Genomic DNA, 21,248 nt, shown 5'->3' with positions numbered 1-21,248 from the left:
GATCGCCACCAATTCGCAGCCGAGTCCCTCGATCGCGATTGCCGAGAACGGGTCATCGATCGACATCTCAGCCACCATCCGGCGACCGATCGTCGCGACCGCCTCGGTACGGATCGCCGGCGCATCGGCGAGTTGGGCATGGGCGGAAAGCAATTCCAGGCCGGAGCGTGTGGGATTCAGCAGCAGCTTCGCAGCGCCGCTTTGACCTATAGATTGCGAATGCGGCTCATGGGCCGGACAAAAAGACAGATTTCCGGCCAAATAGACGTCGCGCCGTCCGCGGATGTTTTCCTCATAGGCGCCGGAAATCAGAATGCAGAGGCTGGGCTCGTCGTGCACATGTTCCGTCATCGAGGAGCGCGCCGGATAGCGACTGATCCGCGGCGATTCGAAATGTGCGCTCATGTCGATACTTTCGCGCCGACAGCATGAAAGGACAATCGGCGGAAGATGTGCGCTGGACGATTTTGGCAGTGGCTGGATACTGCTCGGTCGGTGACCCGTATCACCGCGCCGTTGCGCATGATGGGCACGACCATGTCCGCGGCAGGCGGGGCCTTGCGACGCCAAGCGACTCCGCATGACCAATCCATGCGTCGCGGCAACTGCCATGACAACGCCGTCGCCGAGAACTTCTTCTCCTCGCTCAAGCGCGAACGCGTCCCGCGCCGAACGTACAAAACCCGCGCCGACTGGACGTGTTCGAGTACATCGAGATGTTCTACAACCCGGTGCGCAAGCAGGTCATGAACGGGATGCTGTCGCCCAGCGCACTCGAACGGCAGCAGCTTTTGCAGGCGGAAGGCGTCTAGAACCCTAGGGGAGGCGGCAGCCCCCGTGGCGCACCGAATCACGCCGCGACGGGCCGCAGGCCGAGCCAGCGCCGCGCGCCCGGCAGATGCACCAGCACCAGCCGCTCCACCGCCAGCACCAGCACCAGGCTGATCCCCATTAGCGGCAGCAGCACGCCCAGCACGATGACCAGCGCGAAGAACGCCAGTGCTGCCGGTGCGGCGGGGCCGCCCCGGGGGGCGCCCAGCACGCCTTGCGGACGCCGCCGCCACCACAGCACCACGCTGCTGATCGCCAGCAGGATCAGGCCGAGCGCAGTCAGCAGGTTGAGCAGCTGGTTGAGCCAGCCGAACGCCTGCCCCTCATGCACCGCGACGCCGTAGCCGACCAGCCGGTCGACCAGCCGCCGCTGGGCGAAGTCCTTGCGCGAGAGAATCCGCCCGGTCTCGCCGTCGAGCGTCAGGTCGGTGCGCAACGGCCGATTCGCCGCGTCCGACTTGGCGGTCCAGGGCTGGCCGGGACCGGTCGGCGGCGCGACCAGCACTGGGGTCGCCAGTCGCAGCGGCCCGAGCGTCGCGATCAGCCGGTCTAGCGGGACATAGGAAACGGCGGGATGCACCATCGCCATGCCGTGATGCTCGGCATGTTCGCCCATCATCGCGCGCGTGCCCGCATCCGCGGCGGCACGCTGCCGCAGTTCGTCGGCGCGGCCGGTGGTCCAGTCCTGCTTCACCGGATGCCCCTCCACGACACCCCGCACGGCCTTCAGATAACCGCCCCAGCTCTTCGCCCAGGGCAGCCCCGAGACGAGCAGGAACAGCGCGAAGGCCGAGACCCAGAAGCCGGTCACGGCATGCAGGTCGCGCCAGAAGCGCCGCCCGCCGCCGCGCAGCCGCGGATAGATCACGCCGGCCAGCCCGCCGCGGCGGGGCCACCACAGGAACAGGCCCGACAGCAGCATCACGATCGTCCAGGAGGCCGCCAGTTCGACCAGATAGGATCCCGTGCTGCCTGCCAGCAATTCGCCGTGCAGCCGGAACACGATTCGCATCAGCCGCTGATCCTCGTCGACGGTCTTGAGCACGGCGAGCGTCTGCGGGTGGATATAGACGCGCGTCTCCTGCGTGCCCTTGCCGACGATGATCTGCACCGCCTCGTGGCCGGTCGCCGGCAGCTGATAGCGGTGCAGCACCGATCCGGGCACGGCGCGAACCGCCGCGGCAACCTGGTCCGCCGCCGAAGCGCGCGGACCCTGGAGGGCAAGCTGGGCATAGGGCGCGTCGATCAGCGCCTCCACCTGCGGGCGGAACAGGTAGATCGCGCCGGTGAGCGCAAGCCACAGGACGAACGGCACGCAGAACAGGCCGGCATAGAAATGCCAGCGCCAGACGGTGGCGGTGCCGGGCCAGCGGCGATGGACGAGCTGCATGGCGTTCCTCCTCAGAACCGCGCCTTGACGCCGGCATAGACCGTGCGGGGCTGTCCGGCGTAGATCGCGCCGGTCGTGTTGGCGAGCACCGACGCCGGGTTCTCCGCGCCGGTGGTCGCATTCAGGCTGTTGGCGATTCCCGCCGCCGAGCCGACATAGGTCACGTCGAACAGGTTCTGCACCGAGGCATAGAAGCTGTAGCGCGAGAGCGGCCCATGCCCGCGCGGCGGATCATAATGGAGGTTGAGGTTGACCAGCGTCGCCGAGGGCATGGCGAGCAGGTTGCTGTTATCGGCGAAGAAGCGGTCGCGATAGGTAAGCTCGGCGAACCCGCCCAGACCGGCGAGCGGCCCGCCGGGCTGATCATAGCCCGCGCGCAGATTGACGAAATTGGGGATCACGCCGGGGATCGCCTTGCCGTCGCGATCGAGCACTTGCGAGATGCTGCCCGCGGTCAGCCGCTCGCGGAAATCGGTATAATATTGGTCGTTATAGCTGTAGCTTGCGTCGAGCTTCACGCCAGCCAGCGGCCGCCAGCCAAGCCCCAGTTCGATGCCGCGATGCACCGAATGCGGCACATTGGAAGTATAGGCGAGCAGGTTCACGCCGGCGGACTGGCTGACCAATTCGTTGGTAAACCACTCATAATAGCCGGTGACCTCGGCCGTGACGTGGGTGCCGATCGCCACCTCGGCGCCGAGATCGACCCCGGTGTTCCGCTGGGCCTTGAGGCTCGCATTGTTGCCCGGCACGCCAGCGGACGTGACGAACAGGTTGCCCGCCTGCGGGATGCCATAGCCGGTCCCCACGCGCGCGTGCAGCCGCACCGCTGCCAGCGCCTGCCAGAACAGGGCAGCCTCAGGCGCGACATTGGTGAAGTGGCGTTCGGCAGGAATCAGGCTGAGCACCGGGTTGGTGCCGACCGGATAGCTATAGGCGGTCTGGCGAACGTTGAGGATCGAGCGTTCTGCGCCGATGCCGGCGATGAATTGCAGCCGCTCGGTCAGCTGCAGCTCCTCGCGGGCGCGGACCCCCAGGTTGCGGACATCCCCGAACACGGTCTGGGTCAGTGCACCGAAGCCGTTGCGGCCGGCGGGGGTTTTGTTGAAGCTGTAGCTCTGGTTGTCGAGGTAGTTGTAGAACACCCCGACAAAGCTCGTCGCCGCCATGCCCGCGATGCGGCCATGATCGGTGATGTCCGAGGTGAGGTTGTAGCTGTCGAGCGTGCCCTTGAACGGCGTCGCGCTGGTCGGCTGGTTGACGACGCGGCTGTCGAAAGTCGCCTGGGTGCGCCAAGTGGTATTCGGCCCCAGCTCATGCTCGTAGCGGGTGCCGACGATCGTCCGGCGATCGTTCCGCGCGAGATCGCCCTCGGCCGCGGTCTGGGCGATGCGGGCGCCGTTGACGCCGTTGACGAGCACCGAGATGGTGCCGCAGCCCGCCGCCGCCGTGGCGGCCACCTCACAGCCCTGCTGATAGGGATTGGTGCGATACTGGTTGTAGGAGAGCCGCGTCGACAGGCGGAAGTCGCCCTCGTTGTAGATCAGCTTCACCGCGACGCGGTCGCGCGCGCCCAGCTCGAACCGGGCAAGCGCGTTGAGCGTGCCGGTCTCATAGCCGGTATGGCCGGTCGCGCCGTCACCGCGGACATAGCTGCCGAACACCGCGATATCGTGCCCGGCGTTGCCCTGCCCGATCGTCGCATAGAGATTGACGAACCCGTCGCCGCCGCCGTCGATCCCGGCTTCGACCCCGTGGATGTCGCGGCCGGCGCGGGTGCGGAAGTTGACCGCGCCGCCCAGCGCATAATTGCCGTAACGCGCCGAGGACGGCCCACGCACCACGTCCACCGCGCCGTACGCATGGGGATCGGTGAGGTCGAACCGGGCGAGCCCGTCGGGCTGGGTGACGGGAAAGTCATCCTCGAACACCTGCAGGTTGCGCGCGCCGAAAGAATTGCGCGCATTGGAGCCGCGCACCGAAACGCTCACGTCGCGCGGGCCGTTGCCCTGGGTGACCGCGATGCCCGGCGAGAGCCGCACGATATCGGCGATGGTGGTCGCCGGCGTGTTGCGGAACGCGCTGGCATCGACGGTGGTGACGGTCTGGCCGGTGACGCGGGTGGTGAGCGACAAGGCCTTGCTGGTGACAAGGATATCCTCGCCCATCGCAACGCCGGTCGCGGGCGCCGGCTGGGCCGCTGGCACGGGGGCGGCCGCATCCATCTTGGCGAGCTCGGCGTCGATTGCGGCGCGTTGGCGGAGCAGTTCGGCGCGTCGCACCGCATCGTCGGCGGTCTGCGCGGAAGCCGCGGATGCGCAAAGGACGGCCGACACGGCCGCCGAAAACAGGTAGTTGTACATGAAATCTTCCCGATCCGAGCGCACGAGTCCGCGCCGGGCGCAGCTCGCACGAAAGTTGAACGACGGAGTCAGGCGGGAAGCGGCGGTCCTCGCAGCGGCGGCCGCAAATAAACGCGTTGGACCAACGGAATGGCGAGCACGGTACGGAGGCCGCGCTCGAGCAGAAAGGCGATCGCCAGCACCAGCAGCAACGGGTCGACCGCCGCCAGCCCCGGCATCGCAAGTCCGGCAAAGGCGCAGGGCATTTCGTGCTTGTCGTGCTCCTGGCCGCCGGAGCCGGAACCGTCCTCGCGCGCGGGGATCGTCACCGCCATCGTCTTCGGACCGTAGCCGGAGCAGAAGCCGAGCACCACCGTGCCGCCGGACGCCATCGGCATGAACCCGGCCGGCAACAGCGCCTTCATCACCAATGCAGCGGCGATCAAGGCGCCGGACAGCCATCGGTTCTGGAACAAGAGGCGGCGAAGCGCGGTCACGACGCGTGATTAGCCTGCCTGCTGCGTCCTGTCGATGTCTGCAGGGGTGAGTTGGTTGGGTACGAAGCACGCTTCCGGGCGGGCGGTGAGCACGGCGCCGCTTCTTTCACGACAATCCAGAAAATGGCACCGCGGGACCGCCAGTCGAGCTTCGACCCGCAGCGGATCGACGAAGAGCAGCGGCCGGTTTCGCGGCTTCGACGACAGCGGGCCGGATCGGAGAAGGATCCGGGGGATCATTCTCCCGGCATGCCGTGTCGATGTACGCGCGGGGGATGAGCGCGCGGGAAATCGCCACCGCTTTACGAGACTCGCGATCGCTGCAGCGCGCTTCGGATGGCGTGCGTGGTCTTGGTGCTGCCGTGAAGAATCCGGCCCATGGCGCCTTCCGCTGCAATGGCGATAAACCGACTCCATCACATGCGGCGACCAACCACCTCTAGAAGCGAAAGCCCCGCGCGACGGCAGTCGCACACGCAACCGCCATGGCCAAGGCCAACACCGCTTTCCACCATGCCGCACCCAGCGGTCCCTCGTCGCGATGCCTGTCGCTGCGACCATGGAGCATCGGCGAAACCAGGTCATAACGCAGCCACAGGCGGTAAAAGGCGATGGCCGCGACGTGCAGGGCAATCGCGGCGAGCAGCAGGTTGAACAGGAAATGATGTACCGAAGCGGCGGCCCGCCCCTGCTCGAAGCTCACAAAGTCGGCGAGCGGCCCCGATTCGAGCCCGTCCACGTCGACCGCGAACACGCCCGCGCCGACCATGCCGGCCACCAGGGCGAGCATGAGGAGCACGCTCCAGCCGCCGATCGGGTTGTGCCCCGGCGCCGACGGTCCGCGCGCGCCGCGCATGCTTCGGACATACGCCAGTGCCGCACGCGGCCCGCGGACAAAATGGGCGAACCGCGCCGTGCGCCCGCCGACAAAGCCCCAGAGCACGCGAAACACCACCAGCGCCAGGATCGCATAGCCCGAGAGGCGATGGCGCTCCATGTCGTGCTGCTCGCCGCTCCACCAGGAAAAGGCGAGCAGCACGACGAGCGTCCAGTGGAACAGCCGGATGGGAAGGTCCCAGACCTGTACGCGCGCCGTTTCCCCCTGCGCCGGCCGATAGCGAGCCATTTCCGCGCGCTCGCCTCAGTTATCGGCGCGGAATTGCTTGTGGCAGGCCGCGCAGGTGGCACCGGTTGCCTTCAGCTGGGCCGTGATCGCCGCGCTGTCGCCGCTGCCCGCGACCGTGGCGAGCTTCGTCGATTCGGCGATCAGTCGGTTCATCGCTGCATCGAAGGTGGCACGATCGCTCCAGATCGCGGGAAGCGCATCGGTCTTCACGCCGGCGCCCGGGCCGGTGCCGGCGGGGAACAGCTTCGCCTGTTCGCGCGCGGTCGCCGCCATGGTCTGGGCGGCGCTCACCATGACCGGCTTGTTCGTGCCACCGCTGGCGAGTTGGTCGCGGATCGCCTTCATCGCGCCGCCGATCTTCTTGAAACCGGCCTTGCGCGCCGCAACGACGCTATCCGCGGAAGGCCCGGCCGCCGGTGCCGAAGCCGCGGCCAGCAGCGCCACGCAGGACACCGCACAGAGAATCTTGATCTTGGTCATCAGCGATAGGCCTCAGTTCGTTGGAGTGGATCGGGCAGCACCAGAGACCGGCGCACCCGCGGACACGGGCGGCTTGGGCGGCGCTTCGCGCGACGCGGGCAGCGTCGCGGCGGCAGCTTCGGGATAGACCGAGAGAAACGCCATCTTCACCTCCGTCAGCCCGTTCACCGCCACCGCGCCGGCAGTATAGCCGGCGGCATTGGGGATGTCCCAGCGCGCACCGTGGCGCGCCAGCGTTTGCAGCATCGCGACGAACGCCGGGTGCATGCCGCCCGAGACGAGCAGATGCAACGCCGTCGCCCCGCCAGCATCCGCGACATTCGCGTCGGGAGCAAGCGTCAATGCCAGCACGAGCGCCGCATCGCTCCCGCCCCTGGCGGCGGCCAGGACGATATTGGTGCCGTCGGCAGCGACGAAGCGCGGGTTGGCGCCCGCCGCCAGCAGCAATTGCATCGCTTCCGTACGGCCATTCTGCGCCGCGACGAGCAGCGGCGGCGTGGGCGGCACCGGCGGCGGCGCGCGGCCGAAATTGGCTTCGGTCACCCAGGTGATGCGCGACGGCCCGGTCAGGGCGTTCGGGTCGGCACCCTTCTGCAGCAACAGCCGGACCAACGTGGCGTCTCCGGCCGCGGCGGCAAGGTGGAGCGGCTGGTCGCCATTGCGATCGCGTTCGGCGAGATCGGCACCGCGCGCCGCGAGCAGCGCGGCGGCAGCGAGGTTGTGCTGGTACAGCGCGAGCTGCAGCGCGCTGCTATGCTCGGGCCCGCGATGCGCGGCATCGGCGCCCGCGTCGAGCAACATCGTGGTCGCCGCGGCCCGGCCGCTCTTGATCGCGAAGAACAGCGGCGTGAAGCCGCCCGGCGTGACGCGGTTGACGTCCGCCCCTGCCTTGAGGAGCAGCGCCATCGCCTCGGTGCGGCCGGCAGCGGCGGCCCACATCAACGGGGTCTGGCCGCGCGCGTCGACGCGATCCGGCTTGAGTCCCGCCGCCAGCATCCGCGCCACCGCCCCGGCGGGGCCATAGCGGGCGCAGAGGTGTAGCGGCGTCGTGCCGTCGGGCGCGGCCGCGCGGATATCGGCATGCGCGTCGAGCAGCCGCGATACGATCTCCGCGCCGCCCAGTTCGCAGCCGAGGGCGAGCGGCGTGACGCCATCGGCATCGGCAAGGCTGGGATTGGCCCCCTTCGCCAGCAGGGCCGAGACCAAAGCCGGGTTCTGCGTGTTCACTGCCAAGGCGAGCGGCGTCGCCCCGAAATCGAGCCGGGCATTCACGTCGGCGTGCCCTGCCAGTGCAGCTTCCAGAGCGGCGACGTCGTTGGCACGGATCGCCTCGGCCAGACCACCGCCATCGGACGCATGCGCCGGCGCCAGCACGCAACCCAGCGCAACCCCGGCGACGGCGAAGACGCGCAGCCAGCGCTCAGGCACGGAAGACGCCCGGCAGCGTGCCCGCGCTGTCGCCGAAGCCGGTCGCCGGCACGTCGAGCGCCTGCAGCGCGGCGAGCAGCAGGTTCGACATTGTTGTCCCCGCCTCGACGCGGACATGGGTATCGCCCTGCACCAGCCCGCCGGCGACGATCACGGGCAGGTCCATGTGATCATGGACGTTGGGATCGCCGAACGCCGATCCGCGCAGCACGATCGTGCGATCGAGCAGGCTCCCCTCCCCGTCCTTCACCGCCGCCATCCGATCGAGATAATAGGCGAAATATTCCATATGGTAGCGGTTGATCCGGGCGAGCTTGGCCTTCTTCTCCGGATTGTCGCCATGGTGGCTGAGCATGTGGTGTGAATCCGGCACGCCGATCTCGGGATAGGTGCGGTTGCTGATCTCACGGCCGATCATGAAGCTGCCGACGCGGGTGATGTCGGCCTGCATGGCCAGCACCTGCAGGTCGATCATCAGCCGGACATGCTGGTCGAACGTGTCGGGAATGCCCGCCGGCCGCTCGATGGCCCCGCGCGGATCGCCCGCCGGCGCGCTGCCCGCCTTCTGGATGCGGCGCTCGATGTCGCGGGTGGCTTCCAGATATTCGTCGAGCTTGTGCCTGTCCTCGGCGCCGAGCTGGCCGGCGAGCCGCACGGTATCGTCGCGGACGAAATCGAGGATGCTCGTCTGGCGCCGCGCCTGGGCGAGGCGGCTGCCGGCATCGAGCGCATCGCCGTCGCCGAACAGCCGCTCGAACACCTCGCGCGGATTGGCCGCCACCGGCAGCGGCACGGTGGGGCTCAGCCACGAAATGCCGTTGGTATAGGCGCAGCTATAGCCGATGTCGCAGCTGCCGAGCAGGCTCGCCTGGTCGATGCCCAGCTCCAGCGACGGGAGCTGGGTGGCGTCGCCGAGATGCCGGGCATAGACCTGATCGACCGAGACGTTGCAGCGGATGTCCGTCCCTTCGGTCTGCCGCACATGCGTGCCGGTGAGGAAGGCAGGGCACGAACGCCCATGCCCGGCGGGGCGATCGCCCATCGCCGCCGCGCTCGGATGGCCGAGCCCGCTGATGACGGCAAGCCGTTGCCGGTGCGCGGCAAGCGGCTCCAGCGTGGGCGGCAGCGCGAAGCCCTGGGCCGACGCCGAGGGGCGAAACTGCTCCATCATCATGCCGTTGGGCGTGTAGAAGATCTGCAGTCGTTTGGGCCGCGCCGCCACGTCCGCCGCCCGGGCGGAGGGCATCATCGCCTCCAGGAACGGCAGCGCCACCGTCGTGCCGGCGCCGCGGAGCAGGGTGCGGCGGCTGAGCGGCGTTCGAAGGATCCTCATCGCGCAGGGGTCTTTCGCAGGAGGAAGGGGTCGCTGGTCACGATGCCCCGGACGATCGTCTGAATGCGGTAGCCGTCGGCCGCCGCCGTCCGCGCAACCTTGCGGACCGTCGGCATGTCCTGCCCGCCTAGCCCGCGGCCGAGCGCATAGGTGAGCAGGCGCTGGGTGAAGGCACCGGTGAACTCGTCCTTGCGCGCCAGCAGGATCTGCTGGAGCCCGTCGATCCCGGCAAAGCGGGTGCCGTCGGGCAGCACCGCCGAGGCATCGATGGTCTGGCCGACATCCGTGGTCCGATAGGCGCCCACCGCATCGAAATTCTCGAGCGCGAAGCCCAGCGGGTCCATCTTCACATGGCAGGAGGCGCAGACCGGATTGGCGCGGTGCAGCTCCAGCTGCTCGCGCGCGGTGAGCAGGCGGCCGTTATGCACCGCCTGCAGCGCGGGCACGTCGGGCGGCGGCGCCGGCGGCGGCGCGGCGAGCAGATTGTCGAGGATCCACTTGCCGCGCTTCACCACCGAGGTGTGGTTGCCATAGGAGGTGACCGTGAGGATGCTCGCCTGCCCGAGCAGCCCACCGCGATGCCAGGCCGGATCGAGCCGCACCTGCCGGAACGCCGTGCCGCGCACGCCGGCGATGCCATAATGTTCGGCCAGCCGCTGGTTGAGGAAGGTATAGTCCGCCGCGATGAAATCCAGCACGCTGCGGTTGGTGTGCAGCACGTGGCTGAACAGCATCTCGGTCTCGCGCGCCATCGCCGCGCGCAGCCGTGCGTCGAAATCGGGGAAGATCGTGATGTCTGGGCGCTGCTGGTCGAGGTTGCGCAGATAGAGCCACTGGCCGGCGAAATTGCGGGTCAGCGCCTCCGACTTGGGATCGGCGAGCATGCGCGCGACCTGCGCATCGAGCACGCCCGGCCGCTTCAGCTCGCCCCGCTCGGCCACGGCGAGCAGCGTGTCGTCGGGGATGCTGCTCCACAGGAAGAAGGACAGGCGCGATGCCAGTTCGAGGTCGCTCACCGGATGGACGCTGCCCGGCGCGCTGCCGGCGGGGTCCTGCTCGACCAGGAACAGGAAATGCGGCGAGACGAGGATCGCCTCCAGCGCGGCTTCGATACCGTGCTCGAAGTCGCTCGCCGCGCGTTCGCCCGCATAGATGCGCAGCAGCGGCGCCAGGTCCGCCTCGGTGACCGGGCGGCGATAGGCGCGGTGGACGAGCGCGGTGAGGATGGTCCGCGCGCAGGCTGCTTCTGCTGACGCCCGTTTCGGCCGGCACAGGAAGATGCGCGCGCGGCTGGGCGTATCGCCCCCGCCCTTCGCGTCGAACGGCCCCTCGACGTCAATCTGGAGCACGTCGCGCGGGAAATTCTGCTGCGAGTAACGCGGCGACATCCGGTAGGAAGGCACGCGGATCTGCTGCACGCGCTTGCCGTCGACAAGGATGTCGAGCGACAGCATCTTCGGCGGATCGACCGGCAGCGGTACCTTGTCGAGGTCGTTGCGCAGCGTCTGCACGGTCTCGTCGGGCGCAAGTTGCCGGTGGAAAGTCATCCCGATCCGGTGCGCGCCCGCCTTGAGCGGCACACGCACGCTGACCTTGTCTTCCTTCAGCCGATCGGTTTCGTTGTTGGTGTTGGCATTGAGCCAGCCGCTGATCACATAGCTGCCGTCATGGCGGGCGTAATAGGAGAATATCCCGCCGCCGCGCGATCCCAGCGGCAGGTCGTCGCCAGCGCGCTCGTTATAGGCCGGGCGGCCGCTGTTCATGATCGAGCCGTCCTTGGGCAGCTCGAACGACGTCACGAACGGTCGCGCCGAGCCCAGCCCGGTGGCGAGCCGCGCCACCTTGCCCGAGACCGCGACATAGCGTTCCATCAGCGTCGGCGAGACGCTCAGCACATCGGCGATATTGTCGAAGCCATAGCCCGAATTGTCCTGCGGCAGTTCGCGACTGACATCGACCTGGAGCGCCAGCAGATCGCGCACCGCATTGGCATATTCGACGCGGTTGAGCCGGCGGAGCGTCGCCCGGCCCGGATCGGGATGCGCCGCCGCATAGCCGTCGAGCGCGCCTTGCAGCCAATGGACGAATGCCGCGCGCGCCGCCGGATCGGGCTGCGGCTTGTTCAGCGGCGGCATCTCGCCAAGGCTGGTGCGGCGGAGCACCTTCTCCCATTCGTCGGCATGCTTGCCGATCAGCACATCGTCGCCGCGCAGCGCATCGATCGAGAAGCGGCCGACCTTGTCGTCGTCATTATGGCAGCGCGAACAATATTGGCCGAGCAGATCGGTCGCGGCGCGGGCGTGCTCCGCCGCCTGCTGCGCCTGCGGGCCCATGCCGTTCGCCCGCGCGACGATCACGCCCGCTGCAAGCGCCGTGCTCGCCGCCAGGGCGCCCCAGCCAAGGCGCACCACCCCGCTCACGGCAGCGGGCCACGGCAAAGGGGGAGGTCGTGGAAGGCCATGCATTGGTCCAAATCGGAAGATGTTGCAGGGATTGATCTGGCGGGGCGTGCGCGTCCAGTGCCGTTTACGGCACGAGGTGCTCGAAAAATGTGCGCACCCGCAGACCCGGGCTCGCGCGCATTTTTGCAACATATCGTGCGGATCATTGCGGTTGCTTTCCACCGCCAGCCCGCGATGTCTCCCACGGCGCCCGGGGTGGGCAGATGGGGGATCGACGATGCGGGTTTGGGCAATGGGTGCGGCAGTGCTGCTGGGAATCGCGCCGGCGGCTGCATCGGCCCAGGCGACCAAGCCGCTTTCGCCCGAGGCACGTACCGCGGCCTATCTCGATCGCATCGCCGCCAGCCCGCCGCGGCTGCGCATCTTTCTCCAGGCGATGCCCAAGGGCGGCGATCTGCACAATCATGGCGGCGGATCGATCTATGCCGAGGATTTCCTGCGCTGGGCGGGCGAAGCCGGCCTGTGCATCGCCACCGATACCGATCGGATCGTCGATCCGCCCTGCGACGCCCCCAATCGCATCCCCGCCGCCGGGCTAGAGCGCAATTACCCGCGCTACAGCCGGATGATCGACGCGATTTCGACGCGCGGTTTCGAGAGCGGCGTCGGCGACCCGCGCATGTCGGGCTATGATCGCTTCTTCGCGACCTTCGACGCCTTTGGCCCCGCAAGCCGCGGCAATGCCGGGAGGACGTTCGCGCTGACCCGCGAACAGGCGGCGGCGGACCATGTCGGCTATGTCGAGCTCAGCACGGGCGCGCGCGCGGCGATGGCGCTGGTCTCGCAGGTCGGTGAGGGCGATGCCGATGATTTCGCCGGGATGCTGGCGAAGCTGGAACCGCTGCTTCCCCAGGCAGTGGCTGCCACCCGCGCCGATTATGACGCGTTCGAGCGCGACGCCGCCATGATCGACGGCTGTAGCGGCGCCTCCCCTGCCCCGGCCTGCGGCGTGGAGATGCGCTATCTCTACACCGCGATCCGCACGCTGGCGCCGCGACAGGTGTTCGCCGAACTGGCGCTGGGCTTCGCGCTGGCCCAGGCCGACCCCCGCTTCGTTGGCGTCAACATCGCCGCACCCGAACATGATCCGATCGCCGTCCGCGATTATGCGCTGCACATGCGGATGCTCGCCTTCCTCAAGGCGCGCTATCCGGCGGTGCGGCTGTCGCTCCATGCCGGCGAACTCACCCTCGGCTTGGTCCCGCCCCGCGACTTGGCATTCCACATCCACGATGCAGTGGCGGTCGCCGGTGCGCGGCGGATCGGCCATGGCGTGGACATCAGCTATGAGACGGATGCGCCCGCACTGCTCCACCGCATGGCCCGGGAGAAGGTGGCGGTGGAGATCAACCTCACCAGCAATGCGGTGATCCTGGGCGTGAAGGGCACCGCGCACCCGCTGTCGCTCTACCGCGAGGCGGGCGTGCCGGTGGTGCTGTCGACCGACGACGAGGGCGTCTCGCGCAGCGACATGACCAACGAATATCTGCGCGCGGTGACCGAACAGGGGCTGCGCTACCGCGATCTCAAGCAGATCGTCCGCAATGGGATCGAGTACAGCTTCCTCCCCGGCGCCAGCTTGTGGCGCGACCGCGTCGGTGGCGCGCGGGTGGCGGCGTGCCAGGTGATCGCGGCACCCGCCTGCACGGCGTTCCTCGCCGGCAGCGTCCGCGCCACCCAGCAGCTGCGGCTGGAGCGCGAACTCACGGCGTTCGAAGCTATCCCGCGCTGACCGCCAGCGCACCGGCGCTGCGGCCCGGCACGACAAGGTTGAGCACCACCGCGATCAGCGCGGCGGGCAGCACGCCCGAGGTCAGCATGATCCGCAGCGTTTCGGGCAAATGGCCCACCGCCTGCGGCTCCAGCTCCAGCCCGATGCTCGCCGAAAGCGCCAGCCCGAAGATCAGCATGTTGCGCTGGCTCCACTCGACGTCGGAAAGGATCGAGATCGCCGCGGCGGCAACCATGCCGAACATCACGATCACCCCGCCGCCCAGCACCTCGATCGGGATCGTCGTCACCAGCGCCCCCACCTTCGGCACCAGCCCGCACAGCACGAGGAAGCACGCGCCGATCGTGACGATGTGGCGGCTCATGATCCCGGTAATCGCGATCAGGCCGACATTCTGGCTGAACGAGGTGTTGGGCATCGCCCCGAACACCGCCGCCAGCGCGGTGCCCACGCCGTCCGCGCAGGTCGCGCCGATCAGTTCGCGATCGGTCGCGCGCCGCCCGGCGGTGCCCTCGCAGATCGCCGAAACGTCGCCGATCGATTCGATCGCCGAGATGAAGCCCATCAGGCAGAAGCCGAGGATCGCCGAGGCCGACAGGGCGAAACCAAAATGGAAGGGCGACGGCACCATCACCCAGCCCGCGCCCGCCACCGGCGCGAGCGAGACGCGCCCCATCGCGGCCGCCGCCGCATAGCCCGCGAGCAGCCCGAGCAGCACCGCCGCGGTCGACCAGATGCCCCGGCCGAAGAAGCTCAGCGCCACCGTCGTCACCACCACGATCCCGGCAAGCAGCCAGCTCGCCCCGCTGCCATAGGCCGCCGTGCCCTGCGCGGCGACGCCGCCGGCGGCATAGACCACCCCGATCCGCATCAGCGACAGGCCGATCAGCAACACCACCAGGCCGGTCACCATCGGCGGCAGCGCGAAGCGGATGCGCCCGACGAAGAAGCTGAGGCAGGTGTGGAATAGCCCGCCGATCATCGCGGCGGTGGCCAGCTCGGCCATCGCTCCCACCCCGCGCCCGGCGACGATCGGGATCATCACCGGCAGGAAGGCGAAGCTGGTGCCCTGCACGATCGGCAACCGCGCGCCGACCGGGCCGATGCCGATCGTCTGCAGCAGCGTCGCGACGCCAGCGAACAGCATCGACATCTGGATCAGGTAGATCATCGGGCCGGGATCGGCCGATCCGAAGCCGAACCCCGCCGCGCCCGCGACGATGATCGCCGGGGTGAGATTGCTGACGAACATCGCCAGCACATGCTGGATGCCCAAAGGCATTGCGACCGCGAGGCCGGGGAAATATTCGGTGTCGCGCGCCTGTTCGGCGGTCATCGGGCCGCGGCTGGTTGCCAGTGTCATCGTCCGCTCCGCTGTCATGCCAGTTCCTTCAGCCGCGCGACCGATGCCTGTGCGGCACGCACCACGTCCTCGCGCCGGGCCTGGACGAGGTCGCCGTCGCGCACCACCGCGCGGCCATCGACGAACACGTCGCGGGCTTGCGGCGGCGGCGCCAGCACCAGCCCCGCGACCAGATCCCAGGCGCCGAGCGACGACGGCCCGGCCATGTCCCAGATGGCGAGATCGGCGCGCTTGCCGGGCGCGAGCACGCCGCACTCGTCGCGCCCCAGCACCGCCGCCCCGCCGCGCGTCGCGAGAAACAGCGCCTGCCGCGGATCGAACACCGCCGCGCCGCCGACAACGCGCTGGAGCAGCATCGCCTGCCGCGCCTCGAGCAGCAGATTGCCGCTGTCGTTGGACGCCGAACCGTCCACGCCGAGGCCCAGCGGCACCCCGTGCGCGACCATCGCCGGCAGCGGCGCGATGCCGGAACCAAGCCGGCAGTTGGAGCAGGGGCAATGCGCCACGCCGGTGCGGGTCCGCGCGAACAGCGCAATCTCGCGCGCATCGAGCTGAACGCAGTGGGCATGCCACACATCGGGCCCGGTCCAGCCCAGCCGCTCGGCATAGTCGCCGGGGCGACACCCGAACTGCGCGAGCGAATAGGCGACGTCGTCGGCATCCTCGGCGAGATGGGTGTGGAGCATCACCCCCTTGTCGCGCGCGAGCAGCGCGGAATCGCGCATCAGCCCCTCGCTTACCGAGAAGGGCGAACAGGGCGCCACCGCGACGCGCACCATCGCGCCCTCGGCCGCATCATGGAAGCGGTCGATCACCCGGATCGTGTCGCGCAGGATCGCCGCCTCGTCCTCGACGAGCGCGTCCGGGGGCAATCCGCCCGCGCTCTCCCCCACGCTCATCGATCCGCGCGTCGCGTGGAAGCGAATGCCGATGCCCTCAGCGGCGGCAATCGAATCGTCGAGCCGCACGCCATCGGCATAGAGATAGAGATGATCGCTGCTCATCGTGCAGCCCGACAGCGCCAGTTCGGCGAGGCCGAGCTGGGTGGCGGCGAACACGTCCTCCGGCCGATACTGGCCCCAGATCGGGTAGAGCCGTTTGAGCCAGCCGAACAGCGAGGTGTTGATCGCCCCCGGCAGCGCGCGGGTCAGCGTCTGGAACAGATGGTGGTGGGTGTTGACCAGCCCCGGCGTCACCACGCAGCCGCGCGCCTCCACCACCAGATCCGCCGCCGTGCGCAGGTCGGCGAGCTCCGCGCTGGTGCCCACCGCCTCGATCACGCCGTCGCGGAACGCCACCGCGCCATCGGCGATCTCGCGGCGGGCATCGTCCATGCAGACGAGCATTTCCGCATGATCGACGACGGTCAGGCCCATGCGGTCACCGCGGCACGGTTTTTTCGTAGCGGTCCCAATGGTCGCTGAGTTCGTCGACCACCCTGGAGCCCACCGCGTACAGGCTCTCCAGCGCCGCCCGCATGCCCGAATAGCCCTCATTCTCGCGCAGCAGATAGTCGGCGGCACCGATGCCGGGCGGCGGCCGGGTGTAGTTGCTGCCCGCGCGCAAAACCATGAAACGGTTGCGGTCGACCCGGCCGATCCGGTCGAGATACAGGATCGACTGGTAGGTGCCGGTCTCCTCCATCGCCGAGGTGACGAACTCGCCCTTGCCGCCGGTCCAGCGATTTACCCAATCCTCCGCCCAGCGCGTCAGCAGCGCGCCGTGCCAGAAGGTCATCGCCGCAAGCTGGTCGCCCTTCAGCACGAAGGGCGGGCGCTGCGCCATCGAGTCCTCGGTATAGCGCATCCGCTCGGCGGCGACCTTGGCGTCGTCGGGCAGCACCATGTCCTTGGTGAGCGCGAAGGCCCAGTCGCGCAGGCCCGAATTGATCTCGTAGACTTCGCCTTGCCCGGTGGGCGGCGCGGGGTCGTTCGGCCCCTTGCTGTGCAGCGCGAAATAGCCGGTGCTCCAATCCTTGGGGATTTCGCGCCCGTCGATCTCATGCGCGAGATCGCCGTCGACGAGGAAGCGCGCCCAGGCCGCCGAGCCGATCGAGGCCTTGGCCGGATCGATGCCGGCAATGCCCGCCACCAGCCAATAGGCGTGCCGCAGATCGAACCGCTGGTCGAGCCCGAGCGCCAGCGTCGCGGTCGCCGAGCGGATCGACCCCATGCCGGTGACCATGCCGAGGATCTTGGTCTTGGGGTTGTAGTAGAGATCGTGGTGCGACTGCGGGAACGGGATCCGCATATCAAGATGGCGCCGTTCCTTCCAGAACTGGAACTCGCCCGGCGCATCGCCGCTGTCGGCGCCGATCTCGAACATGGTGACGATGACAATGCGCACCGGCAGCGGATGCGCGCAGGGAGCGCCCGGCGCGCACGCCGTGGTAGGCTGCGCCATGGCGGCGTTCCCGAGCAGGAGCCCCAGCAAGGCCGCGAAAAGGGTAACAAGAAAACGCATGGGTTCGAACATCCAACCGGGAGGGAGCGGGGTGCAGTGCAACCGCCGCTTCGCCTCCAAAAATCGCGGGACGGCGCCGGGCAACCCGGCGCCGTCCTCCCATCAGAACTTGTACGAAACGGTCGCCTGGTAGCTGCGCGGCTTTTCCGGAAGCACGATGGTGCTGCCGAACAGCTCGGTGAAGTTGGCGCGATAATAGGTCGCGTCGGTGGCGTTCTTCACCGTCACCCGGAACAGGAACGGCCCGGTCGTGTACGAGGCGCCCAGATCGACCAGCGTATAGGCCGGCAGTTGCACCACGCGCGACTGGCCCGAGAACACCGAATCGACATGCACGACGCTGCCGCTGAGCGCGATGCCGTTGTCGAACGCATAGGTCGCCGTGCCCGAGACGAGGTTGGTCGGGATGCCCTGGCGGCGCGACGCCTCCTTGTTCGGGATCGGCACCAGGCCACCCGGCTGGCCGCCCAGGAACAGCGCCGGATTGGTGACGTTGATCAGGTCGCCGATGCCGAAGAAACTGAAGGTCGATCCGGCATCCAGGAAGGTGAGGTTGTACACCTTGGTGCGGGTATAGGCGCCGGTGAGCAGCAGGTGCCGATCCACCGACCAGCGCGCCTCGGCCTCGAGCCCTTGCGTCTGCACCGACTGGTTGACCGTCGACGACTGGATGTTGTGGTCCGTGCGCTCCTGATTGTAGACCGACAGCGCCGCATAGAGCCGCCCGCCCAGCCAGCTGCCCTTGATGCCGCCTTCGGTAAGCTTCGAAGCGGTGAGGAAGGTGCCGCCGGCTGCCGTGACCGGATCGATTTCCGATCCCTGGCCGGCGATCACCGTGGTCTGCCGCGACGCGGTAAAATAGGGGATCAGCCCCAGCGGCAGCTTGTACGAAACGCTGCCGTTCCACGACCAGCCGCCCTTGCTGCCCGATCCGGTCGGCCGCACGCCATTGGTGACGCGCAATTTCTCCAGGATGTTGACCGACTTCACGTCGACCGTGTCGTAGCGCGCGCCCAGGATCACATCGAGGCCGAAGGCGAAATCGGCGTCGAGCAGCCCGGCGAAGCCCCAGTCGGTATAATGGCCCTTCAGATAATTGGCATAGTCACAGCCGCACTCGTTCGACAGCAGCCGATCGGACAGCGGCGTATAGCCCACCGACAGATCGACGCGGTGGAAATATTCGAAGTTGAAGTCATCGCCGTGCAGGAACTTGGTGTAGCGCAGCGAGGGTGACAACTGCAGCGAGAACTTGCCCAGCGAATTGGTGAAGGTGTTCGACGCAACCACCTTGTCCTCGATCGCATAGGAATCGTGGAACTGCGAGAAGCCATAGGCATTGTTGTTGTGATTGACGGTGCCGTCATAGAAGAACTGGTTCTTGATCTCGAGATCGCCGGGACCCTCCCAGATAACGTCGAAATATGCGGTCTTCTGCTTGTTCTTCAGGAAGTCGTTCGGGCCGGTGAGCACGTCCTTGCGGCTGAGCGTGGTGGTGCCGACATTGGTGAGGCCCAGATAGGGATAGGCCTGCTGGAAGCACGCATTGGTGAACGATGCGGCGGACGTGGGCGAAACGCCCGGCGTGGTGGTGCCCGCCGGGCAGCCGAAGGTGCCGAACGGCGAGAAGGTGCCGACCGAAGTGAATTCGCTCGGCGAGATCTGGCCGTCGCCATTGGTATCGAGCGGCTTGGCCGCGCCGGTGATATAGGTGCCGTGATCGACCAGCGCCTGGGTCAGGCGGTTCCAGCCGCCATTCTGCTGGCCGTCATATTTCTGGTACATGCCGCCGAATTCGACGCGCAGGCTGTCGGTGATGCGGTTGTCGAACGCCGCCTGCAGCACGACGTTGCGGGTCGACATGTTGCGATAATAGCTGCCCGAATCCTCGATCTCGCCATAGAGGCTGTAGCCGAATTCGGTGGCGCCCACCTTGAGCGGGCCGCGCACCTGCCCCTTGATGACGTTGTACGACCAGCTGCCGCCGGTATAGCTCAGTTCGCCCTCGGGATGATCGAGCAGCGCGCCGTCCTTCACGCGCGCCGATTTCGGCACGAAGTTCATGTAGCCGCCGGTCTTGGACGGGCCATAGATCGGCGAGGAAGGACCGCGCACGATGTCGATCCGGTCCGAAGCGCCGATCGGCGTGGGATAGTTGCCCGGATTGTCGAGGCGCCGCATGCCGCGGAAATAGACTTCGCCGGGCGTACCGCGAATGTCGAGCGCACCGCCCACGCCGAAGAACGAGTTGGTGAAGGTGCCGGGCGCCTGCGAGACGAGATCGTAGATGCTGGTGACGCCGAAGCGCTCGATCTGGTCGCTGCTCACCGTCGATGCGGAGCGCGGCGTCTCGACCAGCGTCTTGGCGAAGCCGAAGATCGAGCCGACGTCCTTGTTCGGCAGCGCGTTGAGCGCGCCGGTGACAACGATCTCGCCATCGTCGGACTTGTCCTTCGTCGTGCCTCCATCCTGCGCAAAGGCGGTCCCGGTCATCGCCGTTGCCGCCAGCAGGCTGGCCATCACGGTCGCCAGACGACGACCGGCCGCACCTCGCGCCGTGCCGCGGTGCAATACATATTCGATATGGACGTGTTTCATGGATGCATGCCCCCGATAATGGCCCTTCCCGGAATGCCCCGGCATTCCGTGACCCGTTTTCCTTCGCGCATCCTCACCCGTTCCTCACAAGACTTTGTGATTACACAATATTTCTATCTTTTTCGCATGCTGTACGAGCTGAACGGAGGATGCGAATTGTGTTTCACAATGGTCCAATCGTGAGCCTAGGGGCTTGACGTAGTGCTATCAAATGCAATGAATTCGATACCGCGTTGCAAAAAATAGGACACATTCGATGCCCGCGTTCTCGCGCTTCCTTCGCTATTTCGTCGCAGTCGGGCGGCTGGGGTCGATCCGCAAGGCGGCCGACGAGCTCAACGTCTCGGCATCGGCGATCGACCGGCAGATCCTCAACGTCGAGGCGGATCTGGGCATGCCATTGTTCGAGCGGCTTCCCTCCGGCCTGCGGCTCACCGCGGCGGGCGAAATCATGATGGCGGCAGGCGGGCGCTGGCAGAAGAGCATGGCCGAGGTGCGCAGCCAGATCGAGGATCTGCGCGGACTGAAGCGCGGCCATGTCGAGATCGCGGTGATCGATGCGCTCGCCAAGGGCTATGTGCCGCAGGCGCTGTGCGCGATTCGCGAACGCTATCCGGGCATCACCGTCAACGTGCGGGTGCTGAACAACGATGCGGTGCGCCTTGCGATCATGAACGGCGAGGTCGATTTCGGCATCTTCTTCGAGCCCCAATCCTATCGCGGCATCACCGTGCGCGCGTTCGTCGACGTCGTGCTCGGCCTGCTCACGCCGCCAGGCCATCCGCTCGGCGCCCTGCGCGAGACGCGCTTTTCCGCCTGTGCCCAGTCGCCGCTGATCGTCCCCGCCGACCCCCTCGCCGTCTGCCAGCAGATCGCGGTGCTGGAGGGCACCACCGGCATCGAACTCCACAAGACGGTGACGTCGGACAATATCCAGATGATCGTGTCGCTGGTGCTGCAGGGCGTCGGCATCGGCATCCTCACCTCGATCGACGTCGTCACCGAGGTGGAGCGCGGCCTGCTCTCGTTCACCCGGATCTCGGATGCGATCCTGCGCCCGATGACGCTGGCGCTGTGCACCGCTTCCACCCGCACCCCGTCCTACGCGGCGGGCATCGTGCTGGCCGAGATCGAGAACGGCTTTTCGCGGCTTGGCTATCCTGCTTCGATCGGCAATGATGATCCACATCCCGCATGATGCGG

15 protein-coding genes and 1 pseudogene are annotated in these 21,248 nt (G+C 67.7%); 3 read left to right on the top strand and 13 right to left on the bottom strand.

All coding sequences use genetic code 11. From position 1 onward, the window contains the following. Positions 1-405, bottom strand: a 405-nt coding sequence (locus tag SAZ01S_RS03430) for a cupin domain-containing protein (RefSeq protein WP_218018012.1), incomplete at its 3' end; no start/stop codon positions are given. 189 nt (positions 406-594) lie between these two features. Between SAZ01S_RS03430 and SAZ01S_RS23510 the strand changes: the two are divergent. Beyond that, positions 595-812: pseudogene (locus SAZ01S_RS23510) on the top strand (IS3 family transposase); the annotation flags it as partial. Positions 813-850: 38 nt separating this feature from the next. Here the strand turns inward: SAZ01S_RS23510 and SAZ01S_RS03425 are convergent. The 8 genes from SAZ01S_RS03425 to SAZ01S_RS03385 form a co-directional block, all read right to left on the bottom strand. Next, positions 851-2,221, bottom strand: coding sequence for a PepSY-associated TM helix domain-containing protein (locus SAZ01S_RS03425; RefSeq protein ID WP_084580066.1), 1,371 nt, complete (start codon positions 2,219-2,221; stop codon positions 851-853). Positions 2,222-2,232: 11 nt separating this feature from the next. Further along, positions 2,233-4,584, bottom strand: coding sequence for a TonB-dependent receptor family protein (locus SAZ01S_RS03420; RefSeq protein ID WP_084580089.1), 2,352 nt, complete (start codon positions 4,582-4,584; stop codon positions 2,233-2,235). Positions 4,585-4,652: 68 nt separating this feature from the next. Beyond that, the gene (locus SAZ01S_RS03415) at positions 4,653-5,060 is read right to left on the bottom strand and encodes a DUF2946 family protein (protein WP_084580064.1); all 408 of its coding nucleotides are present in this window, start codon (positions 5,058-5,060) and stop codon (positions 4,653-4,655) included. 439 nt (positions 5,061-5,499) lie between these two features. Beyond that, positions 5,500-6,186 (bottom strand): cytochrome b/b6 domain-containing protein, encoded by a 687-nt coding sequence (locus SAZ01S_RS03405; protein WP_084580062.1) that lies wholly within the window; start codon positions 6,184-6,186, stop codon positions 5,500-5,502. A 15-nt stretch (positions 6,187-6,201) separates the two neighbouring features. Then, the gene (locus tag SAZ01S_RS03400; RefSeq protein ID WP_084580060.1) at positions 6,202-6,666 is read right to left on the bottom strand and encodes a c-type cytochrome; all 465 of its coding nucleotides are present in this window, start codon (positions 6,664-6,666) and stop codon (positions 6,202-6,204) included. A 12-nt stretch (positions 6,667-6,678) separates the two neighbouring features. Further along, on the bottom strand, positions 6,679-8,094 hold the full coding sequence (locus SAZ01S_RS03395; RefSeq protein ID WP_084580058.1) for an ankyrin repeat domain-containing protein: 1,416 nt from the start codon (positions 8,092-8,094) through the stop codon (positions 6,679-6,681). Beyond that, the gene (locus SAZ01S_RS03390; RefSeq protein ID WP_084580056.1) at positions 8,087-9,427 is read right to left on the bottom strand and encodes a DUF1552 domain-containing protein; all 1,341 of its coding nucleotides are present in this window, start codon (positions 9,425-9,427) and stop codon (positions 8,087-8,089) included. The genes SAZ01S_RS03395 and SAZ01S_RS03390 overlap by 8 nt, the downstream gene beginning before the upstream one ends. Then, a complete protein-coding gene (locus tag SAZ01S_RS03385; RefSeq protein ID WP_245824564.1) occupies positions 9,424-11,847 on the bottom strand; it encodes a DUF1592 domain-containing protein in 2,424 nt (807 codons plus the stop codon). Before SAZ01S_RS03385 ends, SAZ01S_RS03390 begins: the two co-directional genes overlap by 4 nt. A gap of 259 nt (positions 11,848-12,106) precedes the next feature. On the opposite strand from SAZ01S_RS03385, the gene SAZ01S_RS03380 reads away from it, so the two are divergent. Further along, the gene (locus SAZ01S_RS03380) at positions 12,107-13,621 is read left to right on the top strand and encodes an adenosine deaminase family protein (protein ID WP_084580052.1); all 1,515 of its coding nucleotides are present in this window, start codon (positions 12,107-12,109) and stop codon (positions 13,619-13,621) included. On the opposite strand, the gene SAZ01S_RS03375 is transcribed toward SAZ01S_RS03380, so the two are convergent. The 4 genes from SAZ01S_RS03375 to SAZ01S_RS03360 all read right to left on the bottom strand — a co-directional run bounded on the left by SAZ01S_RS03375 (position 13,608) and on the right by SAZ01S_RS03360 (position 20,045). Then, positions 13,608-15,002 carry a nucleobase:cation symporter-2 family protein gene (locus SAZ01S_RS03375; RefSeq protein WP_084580050.1) on the bottom strand — a complete coding sequence of 465 codons (1,395 nt, stop codon included), beginning with the start codon at positions 15,000-15,002 and terminating at the stop codon, positions 13,608-13,610. The genes SAZ01S_RS03380 and SAZ01S_RS03375 overlap by 14 nt on opposite strands. After that, complete coding sequence (locus SAZ01S_RS03370; RefSeq protein ID WP_084580048.1) at positions 14,999-16,360, bottom strand: 8-oxoguanine deaminase; 1,362 nt, start codon at positions 16,358-16,360, stop codon at positions 14,999-15,001. Before SAZ01S_RS03370 ends, SAZ01S_RS03375 begins: the two co-directional genes overlap by 4 nt. A 4-nt stretch (positions 16,361-16,364) precedes the next feature. After that, the gene (locus SAZ01S_RS03365) at positions 16,365-17,387 is read right to left on the bottom strand and encodes a purine nucleoside permease (protein ID WP_245824562.1); all 1,023 of its coding nucleotides are present in this window, start codon (positions 17,385-17,387) and stop codon (positions 16,365-16,367) included. Between the two features lie 162 nt (positions 17,388-17,549). Then, complete coding sequence (locus SAZ01S_RS03360) at positions 17,550-20,045, bottom strand: TonB-dependent siderophore receptor (RefSeq protein ID WP_084580047.1); 2,496 nt, start codon at positions 20,043-20,045, stop codon at positions 17,550-17,552. A gap of 256 nt (positions 20,046-20,301) precedes the next feature. On the opposite strand from SAZ01S_RS03360, the gene SAZ01S_RS03355 reads away from it, so the two are divergent. Further along, a complete protein-coding gene (locus tag SAZ01S_RS03355; protein WP_084580045.1) occupies positions 20,302-21,243 on the top strand; it encodes a LysR family transcriptional regulator in 942 nt (313 codons plus the stop codon). Positions 21,244-21,248 lie beyond the last annotated feature (5 nt).

Origin of the sequence: Sphingomonas azotifigens NBRC 15497, assembly GCF_002091475.1 — a bacterium.
GTDB classification, from domain to species: domain Bacteria; phylum Pseudomonadota; class Alphaproteobacteria; order Sphingomonadales; family Sphingomonadaceae; genus Sphingomonas; species Sphingomonas azotifigens.
The sequence above is the reverse complement of the archived record's forward strand: the minus strand, read 5'-3'. Positions and strand labels throughout refer to the sequence as shown.

Excerpts from the sequence above, each read along its gene's own strand:
- SAZ01S_RS03425 (WP_084580066.1), bottom strand. The coding sequence starts at position 2,221 with ATGCAGCTCGTCCATCGCCGCTGGCCCGGCACCGCCACCGTCTGGCGC.
- SAZ01S_RS03420 (WP_084580089.1), bottom strand. The coding sequence starts at position 4,584 with ATGTACAACTACCTGTTTTCGGCGGCCGTGTCGGCCGTCCTTTGCGCA.
- SAZ01S_RS03405 (WP_084580062.1), bottom strand. The coding sequence starts at position 6,186 with ATGGCTCGCTATCGGCCGGCGCAGGGGGAAACGGCGCGCGTACAGGTC.
- SAZ01S_RS03400 (WP_084580060.1), bottom strand. The coding sequence starts at position 6,666 with ATGACCAAGATCAAGATTCTCTGTGCGGTGTCCTGCGTGGCGCTGCTG.
- SAZ01S_RS03390 (WP_084580056.1), bottom strand. The coding sequence starts at position 9,427 with ATGAGGATCCTTCGAACGCCGCTCAGCCGCCGCACCCTGCTCCGCGGC.
- SAZ01S_RS03380 (WP_084580052.1), top strand. The coding sequence starts at position 12,107 with ATGCGGGTTTGGGCAATGGGTGCGGCAGTGCTGCTGGGAATCGCGCCG.
- SAZ01S_RS03375 (WP_084580050.1), bottom strand. The coding sequence starts at position 15,002 with ATGACAGCGGAGCGGACGATGACACTGGCAACCAGCCGCGGCCCGATG.
- SAZ01S_RS03370 (WP_084580048.1), bottom strand. The coding sequence starts at position 16,360 with ATGGGCCTGACCGTCGTCGATCATGCGGAAATGCTCGTCTGCATGGAC.
- SAZ01S_RS03365 (WP_245824562.1), bottom strand. The coding sequence starts at position 17,387 with ATGGCGCAGCCTACCACGGCGTGCGCGCCGGGCGCTCCCTGCGCGCAT.
- SAZ01S_RS03360 (WP_084580047.1), bottom strand. The coding sequence starts at position 20,045 with ATGAAACACGTCCATATCGAATATGTATTGCACCGCGGCACGGCGCGA.
- SAZ01S_RS03355 (WP_084580045.1), top strand. The coding sequence starts at position 20,302 with ATGCCCGCGTTCTCGCGCTTCCTTCGCTATTTCGTCGCAGTCGGGCGG.